The organism is Paenochrobactrum sp. BZR 201-1 (assembly GCF_044987585.2).
Lineage (GTDB): Bacteria > Pseudomonadota > Alphaproteobacteria > Rhizobiales > Rhizobiaceae > Paenochrobactrum > Paenochrobactrum pullorum.
Genome location: NZ_JBJDRZ020000005.1, coordinates 39,461 through 58,177, shown reverse-complemented (window position 1 = coordinate 58,177; position 18,717 = coordinate 39,461). Strand labels below are relative to the sequence as shown.

Annotated in this window: 15 protein-coding genes; 7 read left to right on the top strand and 8 right to left on the bottom strand. The window is 50.1% G+C overall.

Annotated features, from left to right (window positions below):
- Positions 1 to 3: 3 nt before the first annotated feature.
- The 7 genes from ACI0FR_RS02995 to katA form a co-directional block, all read right to left on the bottom strand.
- On the bottom strand, positions 4 to 828 hold the full coding sequence (locus ACI0FR_RS02995) for an aspartate dehydrogenase (RefSeq protein WP_374829231.1): 825 nt from the start codon (positions 826 to 828) through the stop codon (positions 4 to 6).
- Between the two features lie 181 nt (positions 829 to 1,009).
- Positions 1,010 to 1,720, bottom strand: coding sequence for a phosphoribosylaminoimidazolesuccinocarboxamide synthase (locus ACI0FR_RS02990; protein WP_404906620.1), 711 nt, complete (start codon positions 1,718 to 1,720; stop codon positions 1,010 to 1,012).
- 79 nt (positions 1,721 to 1,799) lie between these two features.
- Positions 1,800 to 3,359, bottom strand: coding sequence for a glutamine-hydrolyzing GMP synthase (gene guaA / locus ACI0FR_RS02985; protein ID WP_374829227.1), 1,560 nt, complete (start codon positions 3,357 to 3,359; stop codon positions 1,800 to 1,802).
- 122 nt (positions 3,360 to 3,481) lie between these two features.
- Positions 3,482 to 3,937, bottom strand: a complete 456-nt coding sequence (locus tag ACI0FR_RS02980) for a PaaI family thioesterase (RefSeq protein ID WP_184221145.1) — start codon at positions 3,935 to 3,937, stop codon at positions 3,482 to 3,484.
- Positions 3,938 to 4,054: 117 nt separating this feature from the next.
- Entirely contained in the window at positions 4,055 to 5,341 is a 1,287-nt protein-coding gene (locus ACI0FR_RS02975) for an RsmB/NOP family class I SAM-dependent RNA methyltransferase (RefSeq protein ID WP_404906621.1), read from the bottom strand.
- A gap of 142 nt (positions 5,342 to 5,483) precedes the next feature.
- Complete coding sequence (locus ACI0FR_RS02970) at positions 5,484 to 6,089, bottom strand: disulfide bond formation protein B (protein WP_404906622.1); 606 nt, start codon at positions 6,087 to 6,089, stop codon at positions 5,484 to 5,486.
- Between the two features lie 504 nt (positions 6,090 to 6,593).
- On the bottom strand, positions 6,594 to 8,093 hold the full coding sequence (katA, locus tag ACI0FR_RS02965; RefSeq protein ID WP_374829221.1) for a catalase KatA: 1,500 nt from the start codon (positions 8,091 to 8,093) through the stop codon (positions 6,594 to 6,596).
- A 174-nt stretch (positions 8,094 to 8,267) separates the two neighbouring features.
- Here katA and ACI0FR_RS02960 point away from each other — a divergent pair, with 174 nt between their 5' ends.
- The gene (locus tag ACI0FR_RS02960) at positions 8,268 to 9,206 is read left to right on the top strand and encodes a hydrogen peroxide-inducible genes activator (RefSeq protein WP_404906624.1); all 939 of its coding nucleotides are present in this window, start codon (positions 8,268 to 8,270) and stop codon (positions 9,204 to 9,206) included.
- A 60-nt stretch (positions 9,207 to 9,266) separates the two neighbouring features.
- On the opposite strand, the gene guaB is transcribed toward ACI0FR_RS02960, so the two are convergent.
- Positions 9,267 to 10,757 carry an IMP dehydrogenase gene (gene guaB / locus ACI0FR_RS02955; RefSeq protein WP_374829217.1) on the bottom strand — a complete coding sequence of 497 codons (1,491 nt, stop codon included), beginning with the start codon at positions 10,755 to 10,757 and terminating at the stop codon, positions 9,267 to 9,269.
- A gap of 363 nt (positions 10,758 to 11,120) precedes the next feature.
- On the opposite strand from guaB, the gene ACI0FR_RS02950 reads away from it, so the two are divergent.
- The 6 genes from ACI0FR_RS02950 (at position 11,121) to ACI0FR_RS02925 (ending at position 18,707) form a co-directional block, all read left to right on the top strand.
- Entirely contained in the window at positions 11,121 to 13,430 is a 2,310-nt protein-coding gene (locus ACI0FR_RS02950) for a bifunctional salicylyl-CoA 5-hydroxylase/oxidoreductase (RefSeq protein WP_404906626.1), read from the top strand.
- 14 nt (positions 13,431 to 13,444) lie between these two features.
- Positions 13,445 to 14,227, top strand: coding sequence for an SDR family NAD(P)-dependent oxidoreductase (locus ACI0FR_RS02945; protein WP_404906628.1), 783 nt, complete (start codon positions 13,445 to 13,447; stop codon positions 14,225 to 14,227).
- Positions 14,228 to 14,229: 2 nt separating this feature from the next.
- Complete coding sequence (locus ACI0FR_RS02940) at positions 14,230 to 15,078, top strand: enoyl-CoA hydratase family protein (protein WP_404906630.1); 849 nt, start codon at positions 14,230 to 14,232, stop codon at positions 15,076 to 15,078.
- A gap of 4 nt (positions 15,079 to 15,082) precedes the next feature.
- Complete coding sequence (locus tag ACI0FR_RS02935; protein ID WP_404906631.1) at positions 15,083 to 16,252, top strand: acyl-CoA dehydrogenase family protein; 1,170 nt, start codon at positions 15,083 to 15,085, stop codon at positions 16,250 to 16,252.
- Positions 16,253 to 16,322: 70 nt separating this feature from the next.
- Entirely contained in the window at positions 16,323 to 16,718 is a 396-nt protein-coding gene (locus ACI0FR_RS02930) for a RidA family protein (RefSeq protein WP_404906632.1), read from the top strand.
- A gap of 24 nt (positions 16,719 to 16,742) precedes the next feature.
- Entirely contained in the window at positions 16,743 to 18,707 is a 1,965-nt protein-coding gene (locus ACI0FR_RS02925) for a 3-hydroxyacyl-CoA dehydrogenase NAD-binding domain-containing protein (protein ID WP_404906633.1), read from the top strand.
- The last annotated feature ends 10 nt before the right edge of the window (positions 18,708 to 18,717 follow it).

Below are 18,717 nucleotides of genomic sequence, written 5' to 3'. Positions count from 1 at the left end.
AGCTTAAATAACCACCGCCTGAATCCGGTTCATCACCGCACGCAAGACGCTGTAAACTGTTGTCACAGAGGTTTTTGCATTGCCCGCAGACGGCTTGTTTTCAATCTCGATACGATAATTGGCGACCGGTGATTCCACATGATATTCATGCACATTGCCCGGTGCTAAAGGATCAGCCACCAGCTCCACTTTAGTAGCTTCAAAGCCTAAACCTGCCAGCGCGAGCGTTGCGGCGACATTGGCATTTTTCGGATATTGCTGCGCCGCATCACGTGCATTGCCCTTAAAGAAAACCACCGCCTCTTTGACATTCGGCAGATCCAGAATATCTTCAGCAGGTGTGCCAGACCACGCCACTGGTGGCTTACGGCCGCGATAGGTCACACTTGTTAAACCAGCTGGACGCAGTGCCGACAGAATATCAACGCCACCAATGGCACCAGCTGGCAGAATGATCTGACCGCCACCCATGTCTGCCGCTTTGCGCAAACGTGTTTCCAATTCATCATCTGCCAGTGCACCGATTGAGACGATGATTGTATCAGTGCCTCGACCTAAGAAATTCGGAACATAGGCAGAAACAGCTGCATGGCCGGCACATTCAATAACCAAATCAAAAGAAGCGGCTAAAAATACTTCACCATTATCAATAACCGTTAATTCGCTGGCAACATTTTTGCCTTCTTCCGCCAATTGCTGGCGGGTGATTTCAGTAAATTCCGGCAAACATAAAACAGTCAGGGAGGTTAAAGGAGCGGCTAATTCATCGCTCAGCAACTTCATCAAAGTTCGCGAAATATTACCATAGCCGATTAAACCGATACGCATTCATTTTCTCCCTGAAATAAAGTGGCGCGCATGCCAATGCACTGCTGTTCGTGTTTACACCCAAAAAGCCTTTGATGAAAACTGCCTCACACAATTTCAAAAGGCTTTGAAATAAAAACACCGCCACGAATGAATAATCGCGGCGGTGTTGTTTTCATCACAATCCGTTATGGATGATCAATCAGCCGATCAGCTTTTCATAGACTTTGGCGTGCTCAAGCACCTTGCCGCTTTCGTCCATAACGCGCATCGCATCAGCAGAAATTTCATCAATCACCACAACCTCACCGTCAATCAGACCAATTTCGATTTTCATATCGATTAGGGTCAGGCCGAGGCCACGCAGGTCAGCCTCAACGATGCGGCATACATTACGGGTAATGTCTTTGGCCTTAGACAAGTGGTCAAGACTCAGAAGGCCAAGCGCCACGATTGTGTCGTCATTGATCAACGGATCACCGCGTTCATCGTCTTTAACCGTGATTTCAACCAGATAATCAAACTTCTGTTCTGTATCACGTATATATTGCTGATAACGGCGAATGAAGCTGCCCCAAGGGCGTGTGCGGCAAACAAATTCAAAACCGCCGGTGCCGTTGATATCCTTGCCCAAAGGCTCGGCACGGCGCACTTCCATCGTGCCTTTTTCAAGATCAAGATTGACCAGATGGGTGGCGACATCAGCAGCATGTAAACGCTTAAAGAAATAATCCGTCATAGCCAGAGACTTGCGTCCCTTGCCTTCAACCTGACCGATAACGGTATTTGCGCCCGGATCAATCACACCGTCCGCGCCGGTTACATCATCCTTGAACACCAGAAGAACGTTGCCGTTCTCTAGTGCGTAGAGGTCTTTGGTCTTGCCGGAATAAATCTTTTCGCTGCTGTTCATTTACTTGCTCGCTAAGGTTTATGCGCTCATTATAGATCCAAAAAGAAACAATGCGCCAATCGGCGCATTGTTCTTTAACTTATTCCCACTCGATGGTGCCCGGAGGCTTCGAAGTGATGTCATAGACGACGCGGTTGATACCGCGCACTTCATTGATGATACGAGTGGCGGCTTTCGCCAAGAAGTCCATGTCGTAGTGGTAAAAATCGGCAGTCATACCATCAACGGAAGTGACTGCACGCAACGCACATACGAATTCATAGGTACGGCCATCGCCCATCACGCCAACGGTTTGCACCGGCAGCAGCACGGCAAAAGCCTGCCAAATGGTGTCATAAAGACCGGCTTTGCGGATTTCATCCAAGTAAACCGCATCGGCTTCACGCAGGATTTCCAGCTTTTCGCGGGTGATGCCACCCGGGCAGCGAATAGCAAGACCCGGACCCGGGAACGGGTGACGGCCAATGAAGCTATCCGGCAAACCAAGCTCTTTACCCAACACGCGCACTTCGTCTTTAAACAATTCGCGCAAAGGTTCGACGAGCTGCATATTCATGCGCTCAGGCAAGCCACCCACATTGTGGTGCGATTTGATCGTAACCGACGGACCACCGGTGAAAGAAACACTTTCAATCACATCCGGATAGAGCGTACCTTGAGCGAGGAAGTCAGCGCCGCCTAGTTTTTTAGCTTCTTCTTCAAACACTTCGATGAAGAGACGACCAATGGTTTTACGCTTCTTCTCAGGGTCGGTTTCACCTTCCAGTGCGGAAATGAAACGATCCTGTGCATTCACCAAAATCAACGGAAGATTGTAATGTTCTTTGAACATTGCAACAACGTCAGCCGCTTCATTTTTGCGCATCAACCCGTGATCAACCAGAATGCAGGTCAGCTGATCGCCAACAGCTTCATGGATGAGAAGAGCTGCAACGGAGGAATCCACACCACCTGAAAGGGCGCAGATCACTTTGCCCGAACCCACCTGCTTGCGGATGGCTTCCACAGCCTGCTGGCGGTAAGCGGTCATTGTCCAGTCCGGCTTGATGCCAGCGATATTGTGGACGAAATTTTGCAGGAGTTTCGCACCGTCCGGTGTGTGCACCACTTCCGGATGGAATTGCACGCCATAATATTTGCGCTTTTCATCAGCGATAGCAGCATAAGGCGCGTTGGTGGAGGTTCCGATAATTTTGAAGCCTTCAGGCAACGCAGTTACGCGGTCACCATGGCTCATCCAAACCTGATGACGGGTGCCTTTTGCCCACAGACCGTTGAACAGCGCGCTGTCTTCCTGAACGTCCAGGAAGGCACGACCAAATTCACGGTCATGGCCGCTTTCAACTTTACCGCCGAGCTGTTCGCACATGGTCTGTTCACCATAGCAAATGCCAAGCACCGGAATGCCGGCTTCAAACACTGCCTGCGGCGCACGCGGGCTGCCGATATCAGTGGTTGAGTGCGGGCTTCCGGACAGGATGACAGCACGCGGATTGATCCGCTTGAATGCGTCATCGGCCAGCTGGAAAGGCACGATTTCAGAATAAACTCCGGCCTCACGGACACGACGCGCTATCAGCTGCGTGACCTGACTTCCGAAGTCGATGATAAGGATGGTGTCGGGATGATTGGTGCTCATGTGAAGCATCTAAAGAAAAAACTGTCTTGTTGCAATGGGCATTTTCGTCGCTTTTAACAACAGTGCAAGCAGAAATACAGGAAAACCCGTTACTCCACCCCCAAAGCCGTGTCTGTGACTTTTTAACCCTGCAACCCTTTACGATCCTGCACGACCATCACGGTCGCTGTCATCGTCGCAATCAAGCGCACTTCCGTGTCGGTCACGGCAAAGGCCTGTCCGTCGCTCACCATGATGGTGCGACCAGGCTTTGTGACTTCGCCACGGAATAAAAACCTGTCGCCCTGCCCCGGTGCCAGCAAATTGACCTTGAACTCGATGGTCAGTACGGCTGCATCAGCCGGCATCAGCGTGAAAGCTGCATAACCACAGGCAGAATCAAGCGCTGCCGAAATAATGCCGGCATGCAAATAGCCGTGCTGCTGGGTGAGATCATTGCGAAACGGCAATTCGATTTCCACAATACCCGGTTCGCAGCGCGTTAAATCCGCGCCGATCAGCTTCAAGGCCGGCTGCCTTGCGAAGCTTTCCTCAACACGCAGCTGGAAATCAGCTTCGGCTATTCTCGCATCTGACATAAGTCCTCCCAAAACATACCTGATTTCATATGACAGTTTTGTATTTATGCAGTCCGTTCTCAAAGAAGCTAGTTATTCTTTTCCTATACTGCCTGACAGATGATAAATAATCTGTTGTCAGGCGCGCTTCTTTAGAATTGCTACATAAAAACCATCAGTCATGGTTTGTTTTGGTGCGAAAACACAGCCTTTGGACATGAAAACCGGCTGTATATCGCCAAAATCTGCGCCGGAAATGCATGAAAGGTCGATTTTCTCTTCAGAGAAATTGCTGTTTTCAGTCAAGAACTTCTCAATTTGCAGATTGTTTTCACTGTCGAAAACCGAACAGGTGACATAAACGAAACGACCACCCGCTTTCAGATAATGTTTGGCGCTGTTCAGCACCTCCTGCTGATCTTGCTGGCGCGCGGCCAATTGCTGGTCGGTCAAGCGCCATTTTGCATCCGGGCGACGGCGCCATGTGCCTGCTCCCGTGCATGGTGCATCAGTCAGAACCAGATCCATCTGGCCTTTCAAAGGCTCCAGATCAGCCTGCTTATTATAGCCTTGCGTGTTGCGCACACCGGCACGCTGCAAACGATCATAAATCGGTGACAGACGGGCAGCTTCCGCATCAAAAGCATGGATTTGGCCGCGATTTTCCATGGCAGCCGCCAGTGACAAGGTTTTGCCCCCTGCTCCGGCGCAATAATCGAGCACCTGCTCGCCAGCTTTTGCATTGGCGAGTTTCGCCGCAATTTGCGAACCTAAATCCTGCACCTCAAACCAGCCATCCTGAAATGCCTGTCCGGTTTGCACATTGGGATGGCGACCCAGCGCTTCAATGGGTGGAATACGGACCGCATCATCAAGGAAAGGTGCAGCAGTCGCATCTGTGCCATCCAATGCCTGCAACACCTGATCACGGGTGGCTTTAAGGCGATTAACACGTAAATCTACCGGCGGACGATCAGCCAAAGCGGCAGATTGGGCCACCCAATCATCACCGAATGTACCGCGCAATTTATCAACGCACCATAAAGGCACATCCGCCTGAATATACTCTTCGGCTTTGGTAATATCGTTGTTCTGCCAATGCTCAAGCTGTTCGCCCGACAATTCCGGCGGGCGGAATTTGTCGTTCGCGATAGCGACCATGATATCTTCATAAGTCAGGCCACCATCACGCAGCAATGCGCCATAGGCAAGCGATGATGCGCTGTCGCTGCCCATCAGCCAGCCAAGCGAAAGCTTGCGGCGCAAAGCATCGTAAACGATATTGCCAATCACTGCGCGATCCCCCGCGCCGGCAAAACGATGCGAAGAGCCCCAATCTTTTAAAGCATCAGAAGCGGGGCGCTTTTTGGCCTCAATATCTTCCAGTACTTCTATCGCCGCCTGTAGGCGTCCGCCAAGCCGCATTATTTTTCCCTAGCCATCCTTATTACCAGTATTACCAGCTCCGCATAATCATGCCCGGCTGCAAATGGCAACATAAAACACAATAAGGATGGTATATTGATGCGGCTTAAGCCATTGATCAGACCCAACTTCGCTTTTTGGATTATTTTAGCAACGCATAGCCCATTGTATGGCACTGCCCTGCACCGCATTGCAATAATACTGAAACCGTGTTCACAACAGCAATGAGAAGCACATAAGAGCTCAGAACGATTGCTGCGATCTTAAGTAACGGAAATGCTTTGATTTTTGCATTGCTGCGATAGTTGATGCCGCCCCATAGCATCATTTGTAATGATGTCGCCAAAATAAGAGCCAAACCAATTAAAACTGACCATACCGGCATATGCAAACCAAAAACAGCACTGCCAATATATTCATGCCCTGGACGGACATAAATATCGAGAAGTGTTTGGCGTACAGAAACAATCATCAGGAATATCGCAAAAAACAGAGTGACGCCAGCATGTTGGAACGTCAGACCGTAGCGAAATTGCAGCATCACACCAAAGCACACACCCAACATGGCAAGACGTTGCAGCAAACAAAGCGGACAAGGCAATTCACCATAAGCATATTGCAATATCATTGCTGCGGTCAAAATCGCAGCAACAACAAACATCATACCGAGTAAATATAAGAAATGAAATCCCGTCCATTGGTGCTGCCTAACGGAGCCATTCTGATCACCTGTATTGAAAATACTCATATCAATCCGCCTTCAAATTGACTTCAAATCATAGCTGAAGCCACGGCATGCTATAGCCATAATCAGAACTGTGAATTTCCCATAAAAACTCTTTAATCGCGAAACTTAGGCAAAAAACTAAAAAAACCAGCGATAATTTTCGATAGCCAAGCCAATTAAAACCGAGTGCCATCGTCATAAAAACAAATAAAAACAACATCATCTTATTCGCCTTCCGTCATAGAATCAAAAGCGATTACCTGATTAAGATAATTCAAAGATCAATAAAAATATATCATTAAGAACTATAGATAGTAATTTGCCTCGATAAGATGACAATCAATTATATAAATTGAAAATTCAAAACATAATATTCTATTTATTTATATAAATGGCCATAACAAATCTATATGATCAACATCAAAATATTAACAATGCAGTAAAGACATTTTAATCATCTGATTGCTCTTTTTAAAAAAGAGGGGTTGCCCCCTCCTTTTCAATCCGTTCGATTTATCACACGCCTTAAGCGTTGATACCCGCTTTTTCCTCGTTGGAAATCGTATTGGCATCATAGCCGTGGGCTTGGTGGAGAGCCTTACGTACACCCGCTTCATAATCCGGATGGATCAGCTTGAAATGGCCAAGCTGGCGCTCAATGATAAAGCCCGGCACGCCACCCATTGCTGCAGCAATATTCGAGAAAAGACGTGCTTTTTCGCCATCATTAAAAAGATTAAACAAAGCGCGTGGCTGTGAATAATCATCGTTGCCGATACGGTGATTGTAACGCTCGGCATCACCGTTGATTCTCAGTGGCGGCTCTTTGGCAGAAGGCTGCTCGACCGGGCCATTGAAAGAATTCGGCTCATAATAAGCATCAGGATTGCCGGTTGCGATACCACCGAATGTATTCATCTGACCATCGCGGTGATAGTGATGCACAGGGCATTTCGGCTGGTTGACCGGAATATGCTCATAATGGGTGCCCAAACGATGGCGATGTGCATCCGCATAAGAGAATAAGCGTGCCTGCAACATTTTATCCGGCGAATAGCTGATCCCTGGCACAATATTGGATGGAGAAAAGGCTGCGTTTTCAATTTCCGCAAAATAGTTTTCCGGATTACGGTTCAATTCCATCACACCAATATCAATTGGCGGATAATCCGCATGCGGCCAGACTTTGGTCAGATCAAACGGATTATAAGGCGTCTTGTCGGCATCCGTTTCAGGCATGATCTGCACCTGCACTTTCCAGCGCGGAAACTCGCCTTTTTCAATAGAACCGTAGAGGTCTTCCTGTGTCGATTCACGGGTTTTACCCACAACATGCTCAGCTTCATCATTGGTCCAATGCTTGTGACCCTGCATGGTTTTAAAGTGGAATTTTACCCAATAACGCTCGCCTTGATCATTCCAGAAAGAATAAGTGTGCGAACCATAACCATTGATGTGGCGCACATCGGTCGGCAAACCGCGGTCAGACATCAAAATTGTCACCTGATGCAGACTTTCCGGTGACAATGACCAGAAATCCCACATCGCTGTGGCCGAGCGCAGATTGGTTTTCGGATGGCGTTTCTGCGTATGGATAAAATCCGGGAACTTCATCGGGTCACGCACAAAAAACACCGGCGTATTATTGCCAACCAAATCCCAATTGCCTTCAGGCGTATAGAATTTCAAAGCAAAGCCGCGTACATCGCGCTCGGCATCCGCTGCACCCTGCTCACCGGCAACGGTCGAAAAACGCGCCAACATCGGGGTAACAGCTCCCGGCTGCAATGCGGAAGCCTTGGTATATTTGGAAATGTCACCAGTAATGGTCAAAGTGCCATGTGCACCCCAACCTTTCGCATGCACAGCACGCTCAGGAATGCGTTCACGATTTTGATGCGCCAGCTTTTCAATCAGCTGATAATCCTGCATCAAAACAGGGCCGCGCTCACCGGCGGTCAACGAGTTTTGATTGTCCGGAACAGGTGCACCACCGGTTGTGGTCATAATCGGGCGATCGGTCATAAATGGTCTCTCCCTTTTGGTATAAACATGTTAAATGCTCCTGAATGGAGCCAAGGCTCACGTCTATAAATACAAGTCTCTCACAGACGCGCCCTTTGATAAAGGCAGTTTAGAACTATTCTTATCATAATCTCTAATTGCATTTTCATGAAAGACTGATAGGAATACCTTATCATGTTTACAGTCAGACAAATGCGCTATTTCGAAGCGCTCGCCACTACGCTTCATTTTCGCAAAGCCGCTGAAACAGTGCATGTTTCGCAGCCAGCCTTGTCGGCACAAATTGCCGAAATGGAAGATCTCGCCGGTGCGCCTCTTTTCGAGCGCACCCAGCGCAGTGTGATCATCACCGAGCTTGGCAAAATTCTGCGTCCGCGTATTCAGTCCATTTTGATGGATATTCAGGCACTGGAAGATGTTACTGCTATTAACAAAGGCCTGCTTAGTGCGCGCATGAGGCTTGGTATCATTCCAACCATCGCGCCCTATATTGTGCCGCTGCTCATCCCGTTACTGCGTAATCAATATCCGCAATTCCGCCTTGAACTGCGCGAAGCAATGACGGCACGCTTGCTGGAAGATCTCAACAATGGCGAGCTGGATGCCATTGTCGCCGCACTGCCCGTCGACGATGATCGCTTGGCGCATACATCGCTTTTTAACGACCGTTTTCTTATTGCAACCGCCACCAATGACACTGATATTCTCGATGGACCAATGACACAGGATCGCGTTGCACTGGATCAGTTGCTATTGCTGGAAGAAGGTCATTGTCTGCGCGAACAAGCACTGGAATTCTGCACCAAACCACATCAACGCCAATTGGTGAAATATGGCGCCACCAGCATGGCCACGCTGCTGCAAATGGTCAGTCACGGCATGGGGTTGACGCTCATTCCGGAAATTGCTGTACGTGCCGAAGCAAGCCACATGAAAATGCGAATTATCCCTTTCGAAGGCGAACAGCCATCACGCGAAATCGGCATGTTATGGCGCAAACAAAGTCTGCGACGGGCTGATTTTATGGCGCTTTCTGATTGTATTTCAAAAGCTGTGCAACAGCTTAAGGTCAGCGATCAGGAGCTGAAATCACTCGCGAAGATGCAAAATTAACGCAAAAAAGCCCGCTTTGAGAAAAGCGGGCTTTTTTAATGTAATATTCAATCAAGCTTATTATGCGCTTGGGTAATTCGGGCTTTCACGGGTGATGGTCACACCATGTGAATGGCTTTCCCTCAAACCTGCATTAGAAATACGTACGAAAGTTGCTTTTTCGCGGAATTCTTCCAGATTTTTTGCGCCCACATAGCCCATTGATGCGCGAAGACCACCAGCCAACTGATGCAGCACATTGCCGACAGGGCCTTTGTAAGCCACCTGACCTTCAATACCTTCCGGTACCAGCTTCAGTTCGTCACGTACTTCTGCCTGGAAATAACGGTCGGCAGAACCACGAGCCATTGCACCAACCGAACCCATGCCGCGGTAAGCTTTGAATGAACGCCCCTGATGCAGGTAAACTTCGCCCGGGCTTTCTTCCGTACCGGCAAGCAAGGACCCAGCCATAGCAGCAACCGCACCAGCGGCCAGTGCCTTGGCGAAATCGCCGGAGAATTTGATACCACCGTCAGCAATCACCGGAATATTGTGTTTCTGCGCCACTTCAACAGCCGACATAATGGCTGAAAGCTGCGGAACCCCAACGCCTGCAACAATTCGGGTAGTGCAGATTGAGCCAGGGCCAATACCAACCTTAACAGCATCGGCACCGGCATCTATCAGCGCCAAGGTACCACCGGCGGTTGCCACGTTACCAGCCAGAATGCGGACACCGCTGGAGAGTTTTTTGATGCGGGTCACTGCATCGAGAACGCGCTGCGAATGGCCGTGGGCTGTATCAACAACCAACAGATCAACGCCGGCATCAATCAGACGTTCGGCACGTTCAAAACCGTCTTCACCAACACTGGTGGCCGCAGCTGCACGCAGACGGCCTTGCGCATCTTTGGCAGCATTCGGGTTTAGTTGGGTTTTTTCAATGTCTTTGACTGTAATCAAACCAACGCAACGACCGGCATCATCAACAACCAGCAATTTTTCAATGCGGTGTTGATGCAGCAAGCGCTTGGCTTCGTCCTGATCCACATTTTCACGCACGGTGATCAGGTTTTCATGGGTCATCAGCTCATGAATTTTCTGATCAGGATTGGATGCAAAACGCACATCGCGGTGGGTTAGAATACCAACCAGACGACCTGGTGTACCATTTGCCCCTTCAACAACCGGAATGCCGGAAATGTGGTGCGCGGACATCAAAGCCTGTGCTTCAGCCAGAGTAGCATCCGGAACAATCGTGACCGGATTGATAACCATACCGGATTCAAATTTCTTGACGCGGCGAACTTCTTCAGCCTGACGTTCCGGTGTCAGATTACGATGAATAACGCCAATACCACCGGCCTGCGCCATCGCAATGGCCAGACGCGATTCGGTTACAGTATCCATTGCAGCTGAAAGCAGCGGCAGGTTGAGTTCAATATCACCGGCAATAATTGTGCGCAGATCTGTCTGACCCGGCATCACCTCAGAGTGACCCGGCTGCAGCAGCACATCATCAAATGTTAGGGCTAAATGTCCCGTAGGCGTTTCAATAATTTTTGCCATTGCCAGTTCCTTTAAATAACAAAAGGCTGCTCAGTCATACATTGGTTCTAAAACAACCATGGGGGGCAGAGCAGCGAATTCTCAAGTATTTTTCCTTGGATTGGCAAGGGCTGGTAACACGATTATGGCAAAATGAAAAGTCAAGAATAAAAACTATTTGTTGGAACTCTCAATTTTGTGAAAATTCGCCGTCAAATCAGCGCTTTTCATCAAGGCTGTCCGTTCCGACCAACCGATTGGATTCTCAATTCATGATAAATCTTGAAAATGGTGCTTGACGCAGACCTGTTCCCACCTAATACTTTAAGCATAAACTATTTTTAAAGCCGGCAAAGATCGGTGCGTCGAACAAGGGAACATATCATGCGTATCGTCTGCATCGGCGGTGGTCCGGCAGGGCTGTATTTTGCACTTTTGATGAAGAAACTGCACCCCGAACATCATATTCGTGTGGTTGAGCGCAACCGCCCTTATGACACATTCGGCTGGGGTGTGGTGTTCTCTGACGCAACAATGGAATCCATGCTGGAATGGGACCCTAAAAGCGCCAATGAAATTCAGGATGCATTCAACCATTGGGATGATATTGAGGTGCTGTTCAAAGGCACCAAACAGCGCACATCCGGCCACGGCTTTGTTGGTATCGGGCGCAAAAAACTGCTCAATATTTTACAGCGCCGCTGCGAAGAACTGGGCGTGGAGCTGGTTTTTGAAACCGAGGTCAACAGCGATCTCGATTATCAAGATTCCGACCTGATCATTGCCAGTGACGGCGTGAACTCCAAAATCCGCAATCACTATGTCGAAATTTTCAAGCCGGATATGCTCAAGCGGCCAAACCGTTTTATCTGGCTAGGTACCGACAAACTCTATGATGCTTTTACCTTTGATTTCCGCAAAACCGAACATGGCTGGTTTCAAGCGCATATTTATAAATTTGACGATCAGACCTCGACATTTATTATCGAAACCACCGAAGACACCTATCAGGCTTCCGGCTTCGACGCGATGGATCAGGATCAGGCCATCCACTTTTGCGAAAACCTGTTTTCGGAAGTGCTTGAAGGTGCATCGCTCAAGAGCAATTCCCGTCATTTGCGTGGCTCTGCATGGCTCAATTTCAACCGTCTGATTTGCGAAAAATGGAGCCATTTTAACGGTCATTCGCATGTGGTGTTGATGGGTGATGCAGCGCATACCGCGCATTTTGCCATTGGTTCAGGCACCAAGCTTGCCATTGATGATGCGATTGAACTGACCCGCCAATTTGAAATTCACGGCCATGACAAGAGCCATATTCCGGCAGTGCTGGAGGATTACGAGGAAATCCGCCGTGTTGATGTGGCGCGCATTCAAAATGCGGCTCGCAATGCGATGGAATGGTTTGAAGTCGTCGGCCACCGTTATGCCGATGTAATGGCGCCGGAACAGTTCATGTATTCGATGCTGACCCGCTCGCAGCGTATCAGCCATGAAAATTTACGTCTGCGCGATGCCACATGGCTTGAAAATTACGAGCGTTGGTTTGCCAAACAAGCAGGACTTGCGATAAATGATGAGCGCTCGCTGCCGCCGATGTTTACGCCTTACACCATGCGGGGCACAGTGCTGCCAAACCGCATTGTGATGTCGCCAATGGCGATGTATTCGGCTGAAGATGGCCTGATTAATGATTTCCACATGGTGCATTTAGGCAGCCGTGCCATTGGTGGCGCGGGGTTGATTTTTGCCGAAATGACCTGCGTGTCACCCGATGCCCGCATCACGCCGGGCTGTCTGGGGCTTTGGAATGATGAACAGATCGAGGGCTGGAAACGCCTCGTCAATTTCATCCATCAGAACAGTTCAGCCAAGGTCGGTATTCAGCTTGGTCATGCAGGGCGCAAGGGTGCTACTAAAGTCGCTTGGGAAGGCATCGACCAACCGCTGGAAAGCGGTGGCTGGCCGCTCTATTCCGCATCAGCGATTGCCTATCTGGAACATGGCGTGACGCCAAAAGCGATGGATCGCGCCGATATGGACCGCGTCAAAGCGGACTTTATCGCCGCCACCAAACGAGCCGCCGAAACCGGTGCCGACTGGTTGGAATTGCACGTTGCCCACGGCTATCTGCTGGCAAGCTTCTTATCGCCGCTCACCAATATCCGTGACGATGAATATGGCGGCCCTCATGAAAACCGTGCCCGCTATCCACTGGAAGTGTTTGAAGCGGTGCGCGCCCACTGGCCGGATGACAAGCCGATTTCCGTGCGCCTTTCCTGCCATGACTGGGTGGAAGGCGGCAATACGCCGGATGATGCTGCCATTTTTGCAAAAATGTTCAAAACGGCTGGTGCGGATATGATCGACTGTTCTTCCGGCCAGACATCAAAAGCTGAAAAGCCGGTCTATGGCCGTCTGTTCCAGACACCATTTTCCGACAAAATCCGCAATGAAGTGGGCATTGCGACCATTGCTGTCGGTGCGATTTCGGAAGCCGATCACGCAAATTCCATTATTTCCGCAGGTCGCGCTGATCTATGCGCCATCGCCCGTCCGCATCTGGCCGACAATGCATGGATTTTACATGAAGCGGCCAAAATCGGCATTAAGAGTATTGCTTGGCCGAAGCAATATCACTCAGCTAAATATCAGTATGAAGCCAATCTCGAACGAGCGGCGGCGCAAAAATAACAACAGGAATTGCCATGCAAAAAGATGCAGCATTGCTGAACGGCCATCATGCATTGATCACCGGTGCCGGTTCGGGCATCGGCGAAGAAATTGCGCGCCAGCTTCATGGTGCCGGAGCCAAGGTAACATTGGCTGGACGCCGTTCCGAGCCATTGCAAAAGCTGGCAAATGACTTGGGCAGCGGCAGCTTGGCGCTTGGTGATTTTGACGTTACATCTTCTGCCGCCATTCACGCAGGCCTTGAAAAAGCGCGTGCGCAATTCGGCACGGTTTCAATTCTCGTCAATAATGCCGGACAAGCCCCAACCGAGCTGTTTGAAAATATGAGCGACGAGCAATGGGAAGAGATTATCGCGGTTAATATGACCAGCGTTTTTCGTCTTTCCCGTGCGGTATTGCCTGACTTAAAACTGCACGGCGAAGGGGCAAGGCTCATCAATATTGCATCCACTGCGGGGCTGAAAGGCTACCGCTACGTGTCTGCTTATTGTGCGGCCAAACATGGCGTTATCGGCCTCACCCGTGCGCTGGCGCAGGAGCTCGCCAAAGCCGGCATTACAGTCAATGCGGTCTGCCCCGGTTTCACCGACACGCCACTCATTCAAAAATCCATTGAAAAAATTATTCACAAAACAGGACGTACGCGAGAAGAGGCTGTGGCGACACTGGCCAGCACCAATCCGCAAGGCCGCCTCATTCAGCCGAAGGAAGTTGCCAATTGTGTTTTATGGCTTGCAGGCTCCGCCAGCGGTGCCATTAACGGACAAGCCATCAGCGTCTCGGGAGGAGAAATATAATCATGGTTGCACAGAGCAGTATGGGCGCGATGCAAAAGCCTTTTAAGGATTATCAGGCTAAGCATTTTCTATGGTCGGTCAGTGATGATGGCCGTGTGGCGACATTGACGCTTAACCGGCCAGACCGCAAAAACCCGCTGACTTTTGAAAGTTATGCCGAGATGCGCGATTTGTTTCGTGATCTTGTCTATGCCTCCGATATCCGTACGATTATTTTAAAGGGTTCCGGCGGCAATTTTTGCTCCGGCGGCGATGTGTTTGAAATCATCGAGCCGCTGACAAAAATGACCATGCCCGACCTCATAGCCTTTACCCGCATGACCGGCGATCTCGTCAAAGCAATGCGCAATTGCCCGCAGCAAATTATTGCCGCTGTTGATGGTGTTTGTGCCGGTGCCGGTGCGATACTTGCTATGGCGGCAGACTTACGTCTCGCCACCCCTGAGGCTAAAACCGCATTTTTGTTCACTCGCGTTGGTTTGGCCGGTGCGGATATGGGCGCTTGCGGAATTCTGCCGCGTTTAATCGGTCAGGGACGGGCGGCTGAACTGCTTTATACCGGTCGCTCAATGAGTGCCACGGAGGGCGAGGCATGGGGCTTTTACAATGCGCTTCATGCTAAAGATGAGCTGGATGCAGCCGCTGAAAAGCTAGCCCGTACGATTGCCGATGGCCCGTGGTTTGCCCATGGCATGACCAAAAACATGCTCAATCAGGAATGGTCAATGGGCTTGAACGAGTTGTTGGAAGCCGAAGCTCAGGCGCAAGCCATCTGCATGGCGACACAGGATTTCACCCGCGCTTTTGAAGCCTTTGCCAACAAACAACGCCCAGCCTTTGAAGGAAATTAAGGCGATGGATAAAACCAGCCTTGCCCCTTCCACCGAGCATCTGCAATGGCCGTTTTTTGACGAAAACCATAAGGCTATTCATACGAAATTGCATAGTTTTGCCATCAGTGGCGCGCTTGAACATATCAATCATGAAGATACCGACAATAGCTGCCGTAAATTGGTGAAACAACTTGGCGAAGCAGGATTGCTGGCAATCGCCACCGGCAATGCAGGGCAGAATATTATTGATTCACGCGCTGTTTGTCTGGCACGCGAAACACTGGCTTGGCATGATGGTTTGGCGGATTTTGCCTTTGCCATGCAGGGGCTTGGCACCGGCGCCATCGGCCTTGTCGGTTCAGATCAGCTGAAACAAGACGTGCTGCCGAAGGTCACCAGTGGCGAATGGATCGCAGCTTTCGCACTCTCGGAAGAAGAGGCTGGTTCCGATGTTGCAGCCATGCAATGTGCAGCCACTCGCGAAGGCGACTATTATGTGCTGAACGGCGAAAAAACATGGATTTCCAATGGCGGCATCGCCGATGTCTATACGCTCTTTGCCAGAACCGGCGAAGCGCCGGGCACAAGAGGCATTTCAGCTTTGGTCGTCTATGCCACGGATCCGGGATTTTCGATCACCAAACGTATTGATGTGATCGCGCCCCATCCGTTGGCAACCATCCGTTTTGACAATTGCCGCATTCCGGCAGGTCGGCTGCTTGGCAATGCTGGTGAAGGCTTTAAAATCGCCATGCGCACTCTCGATATTTTCCGCGCCTCAGTTGCCGCCGCCTCAGTGGGCTTTGCCCGCCGCGCCTTGGATGAAGCGTTAAACCACGCCAAAACCCGTAATATGTTTGGGGCGAAACTGGCTGATTTACAACTTACTCAAGCAGCACTTGGAGATATGGCAACCGACATTGATGCGAGCGCACTCCTCACCTATCGCGCGGCATGGCGGCGTGATGTGCAAAAACTGCCGACAACGCGTGAAGCGGCGATGGCAAAAATGCAAGCCACCGAAATGGCGCAGCAAGTCATTGACCGCGCCGTACAGATGTTTGGCGGGCGCGGTGTCGCACGCGGTGAAATTGTTGAAAGCCTTTACCGCGAGATACGGGCTTTGCGCATTTATGAAGGCGCCACCGAGGTGCAAAAACTCATCATCGCCCGCGAATTGATGAAAACATGAGACTTAAACCTGCTCGCATGAGCGCCGACCAATCCTTGGCCGTGAAGGCTCTTAATTATCCGGAGTAGACATGAAAAAAATCTTGCAACCTGAAGGTTGGGCAGCACCAATCGGCTATGCCAATGGTATTGAAGCACAAGGGCACACCATTTTTGTCGGCGGACAAATCGGCTGGAACGGTCAATGTCAATTTGAAACTGATGATTTTGTCGGCCAAGTGCGCCAGACTTTGCAAAATATTGTCGATGTGCTGGCTGTTGCCGGTGCAGGGCCTGAGCACCTGACCTCAATGACATGGTATTTTATCGACAAAAAAGAATATCTCGACAATATGAAAGGCATTGGTCAGGCTTACCGCGAAGTAATCGGCAAGAACTTTCCGGCCATGGCCGCCATGCAAGTGGTGGCGCTCATTGAAGACCGAGCGAAGATCGAAATTCAGGCCACTGCGGTTATTCCTGACTAAGCCAAATTCAAGAAAGGCTGCCTGATGACGAGCTCCCATTCAAGCACACAATTTTCTGATACAATCAGTGCGATTGTTGAAGATAATGTCATGCTGATTACCATTGATAACCCGCCGGTCAACGCAGTCAGCGCCTCGGTGCGACAGGGTTTGATGGCGGCTCTCGATCAGGCAGAAACAACAGACACCATTCAAGGTGTTGTGATAACCGGTGCGGGCAACACTTTTGTTGCCGGTGCCGATATTAAAGAATTTGGGCAACCCGTCACCGAGCCAACCCTGCCGCAAGTGACCCAGCGACTGGCAAATTTCGGTAAAACCATCATTGCCGCCGTCAATGGCGCGGCCTTGGGTGGAGGTGCCGAAATTGCCATTGCCTGTCATGGCCGTGTGGCAAGTGGAATAAGCAGTTTTGCTATGCCGGAGGTAAAGCTCGGGCTGGTGCCGGGTGCTGGCGGTACGCAACGTCTGCCGCGCCTGATTGCTGCCGACATTGCCCTTGATATGATCGGTACCGGACGCACACTCAAAAGCGTTGAATGCTTGGAAATCGGGCTGATTGACGAATTAGCAGATGAAGATACGCTGATAGCACACGCAAAAAATGCAAGCCTCAAACCGGCAGCAAAGCGCACGACACCGCAATATGATGCGCAAAAATTTGCGAGTGTTAAGTCTGGTATTTTGCGCAAAAGCCGTGGGCAAAATGCGCCACGACAAGCCGTCGAACTAGTGGAACAAGCCAAACAGATAGACTTAAACGAAGGACTAGCACAAGAGCGGCAAATATTTTTGCAACTTAGAGACAGCGATGAAGCGAAGTCGCTGCGCCATGTTTTTTTGGCTGAGCGTATGGCCAAAAAACCAGCAATGCTGGAAGGTAGCAGCCCGAAAGATGTTAAAGTTCTAGGCATCGTCGGTATGGGGCTGATGGGCTCCGGCATTATCGTCTCGGCACTCAATGCCGGTTATCAGGTGATCGGCGTTGAACAGACAGAAGAAGCAGCCCTTGCCGGACATCAGCGAATTTTAGGGCTTTTGGAGAAAAACCTGCAATCTGGTCGCTTAAGCGCGGATGCCTTCGAGCGCCAGAAAAAAGCGCTGACCATTGCCGGAAATCTGGAAAGTTTGGGCGTAGCTGATCTCGTCATTGAAGCGGTGTTTGATGATTTGGAAGTCAAGGTAAAACTGTTTCAGGCACTGGATCAAATCATTCGTGCCAATGCGATCCTTGCCACCAATACCAGCTATTTAAACCCTGACGAGATTGCCGTGGCCACGCTTTATCCCGAGCGTGTTATCGGTATGCATTTCTTTTCGCCAGCCCATATTATGCGGTTAGTGGAAGTCATTCACACGGGAAAATCTGATCTGCAAGCCGTTGCTACCGGTTTTGCTGTCGCCAATAAAATGCGCAAGCTACCGATTTTAAGCGGTGTGATTGAAGGTTTTATCGGCAACAACATCTTTTCAGCCTACCGGCGTGAAGCAGAGTTTTTGCTGGAAGAGGGCGCCTATCCGCAAGATATTGACGCGGCGCTCGAAGATTACGGTTTCGCCATGGGGCTCTTTGCCGTTTATGACATGGCAGGCTTGGAAATTGCCTGGGCAAAGCGCAAACGCGAGGCTCTCACCCGTGACCCGCAATTGCGCTATGTCAAAATTGCCGATCAGCTTTGCGAGCTTGGTCGTTTTGGCCAAAAATCCGGCCTTGGCTGGTATCGATACACACAAGGCAAACGCGAGATTGATCCGGTTGTGACTGATTTGATTGATGCAGCACGAAGCGAAAAAAACATCACACCGCACAAGTTTAGCAGAGAGCAGATACAACAACGCCTGCTGCAAACCATGCAAACCCAAGGCAATCTTTTGCTGGAAAATGGCATTGCAGCGAGCGCCAGCAACATTGATCTGGTGATGATCAATGGCTACGGCTTCCCCGCCCATAAAGGCGGCCCCATGTTTGCTTGTGGCATAATAGATTAAAGCTGATTTC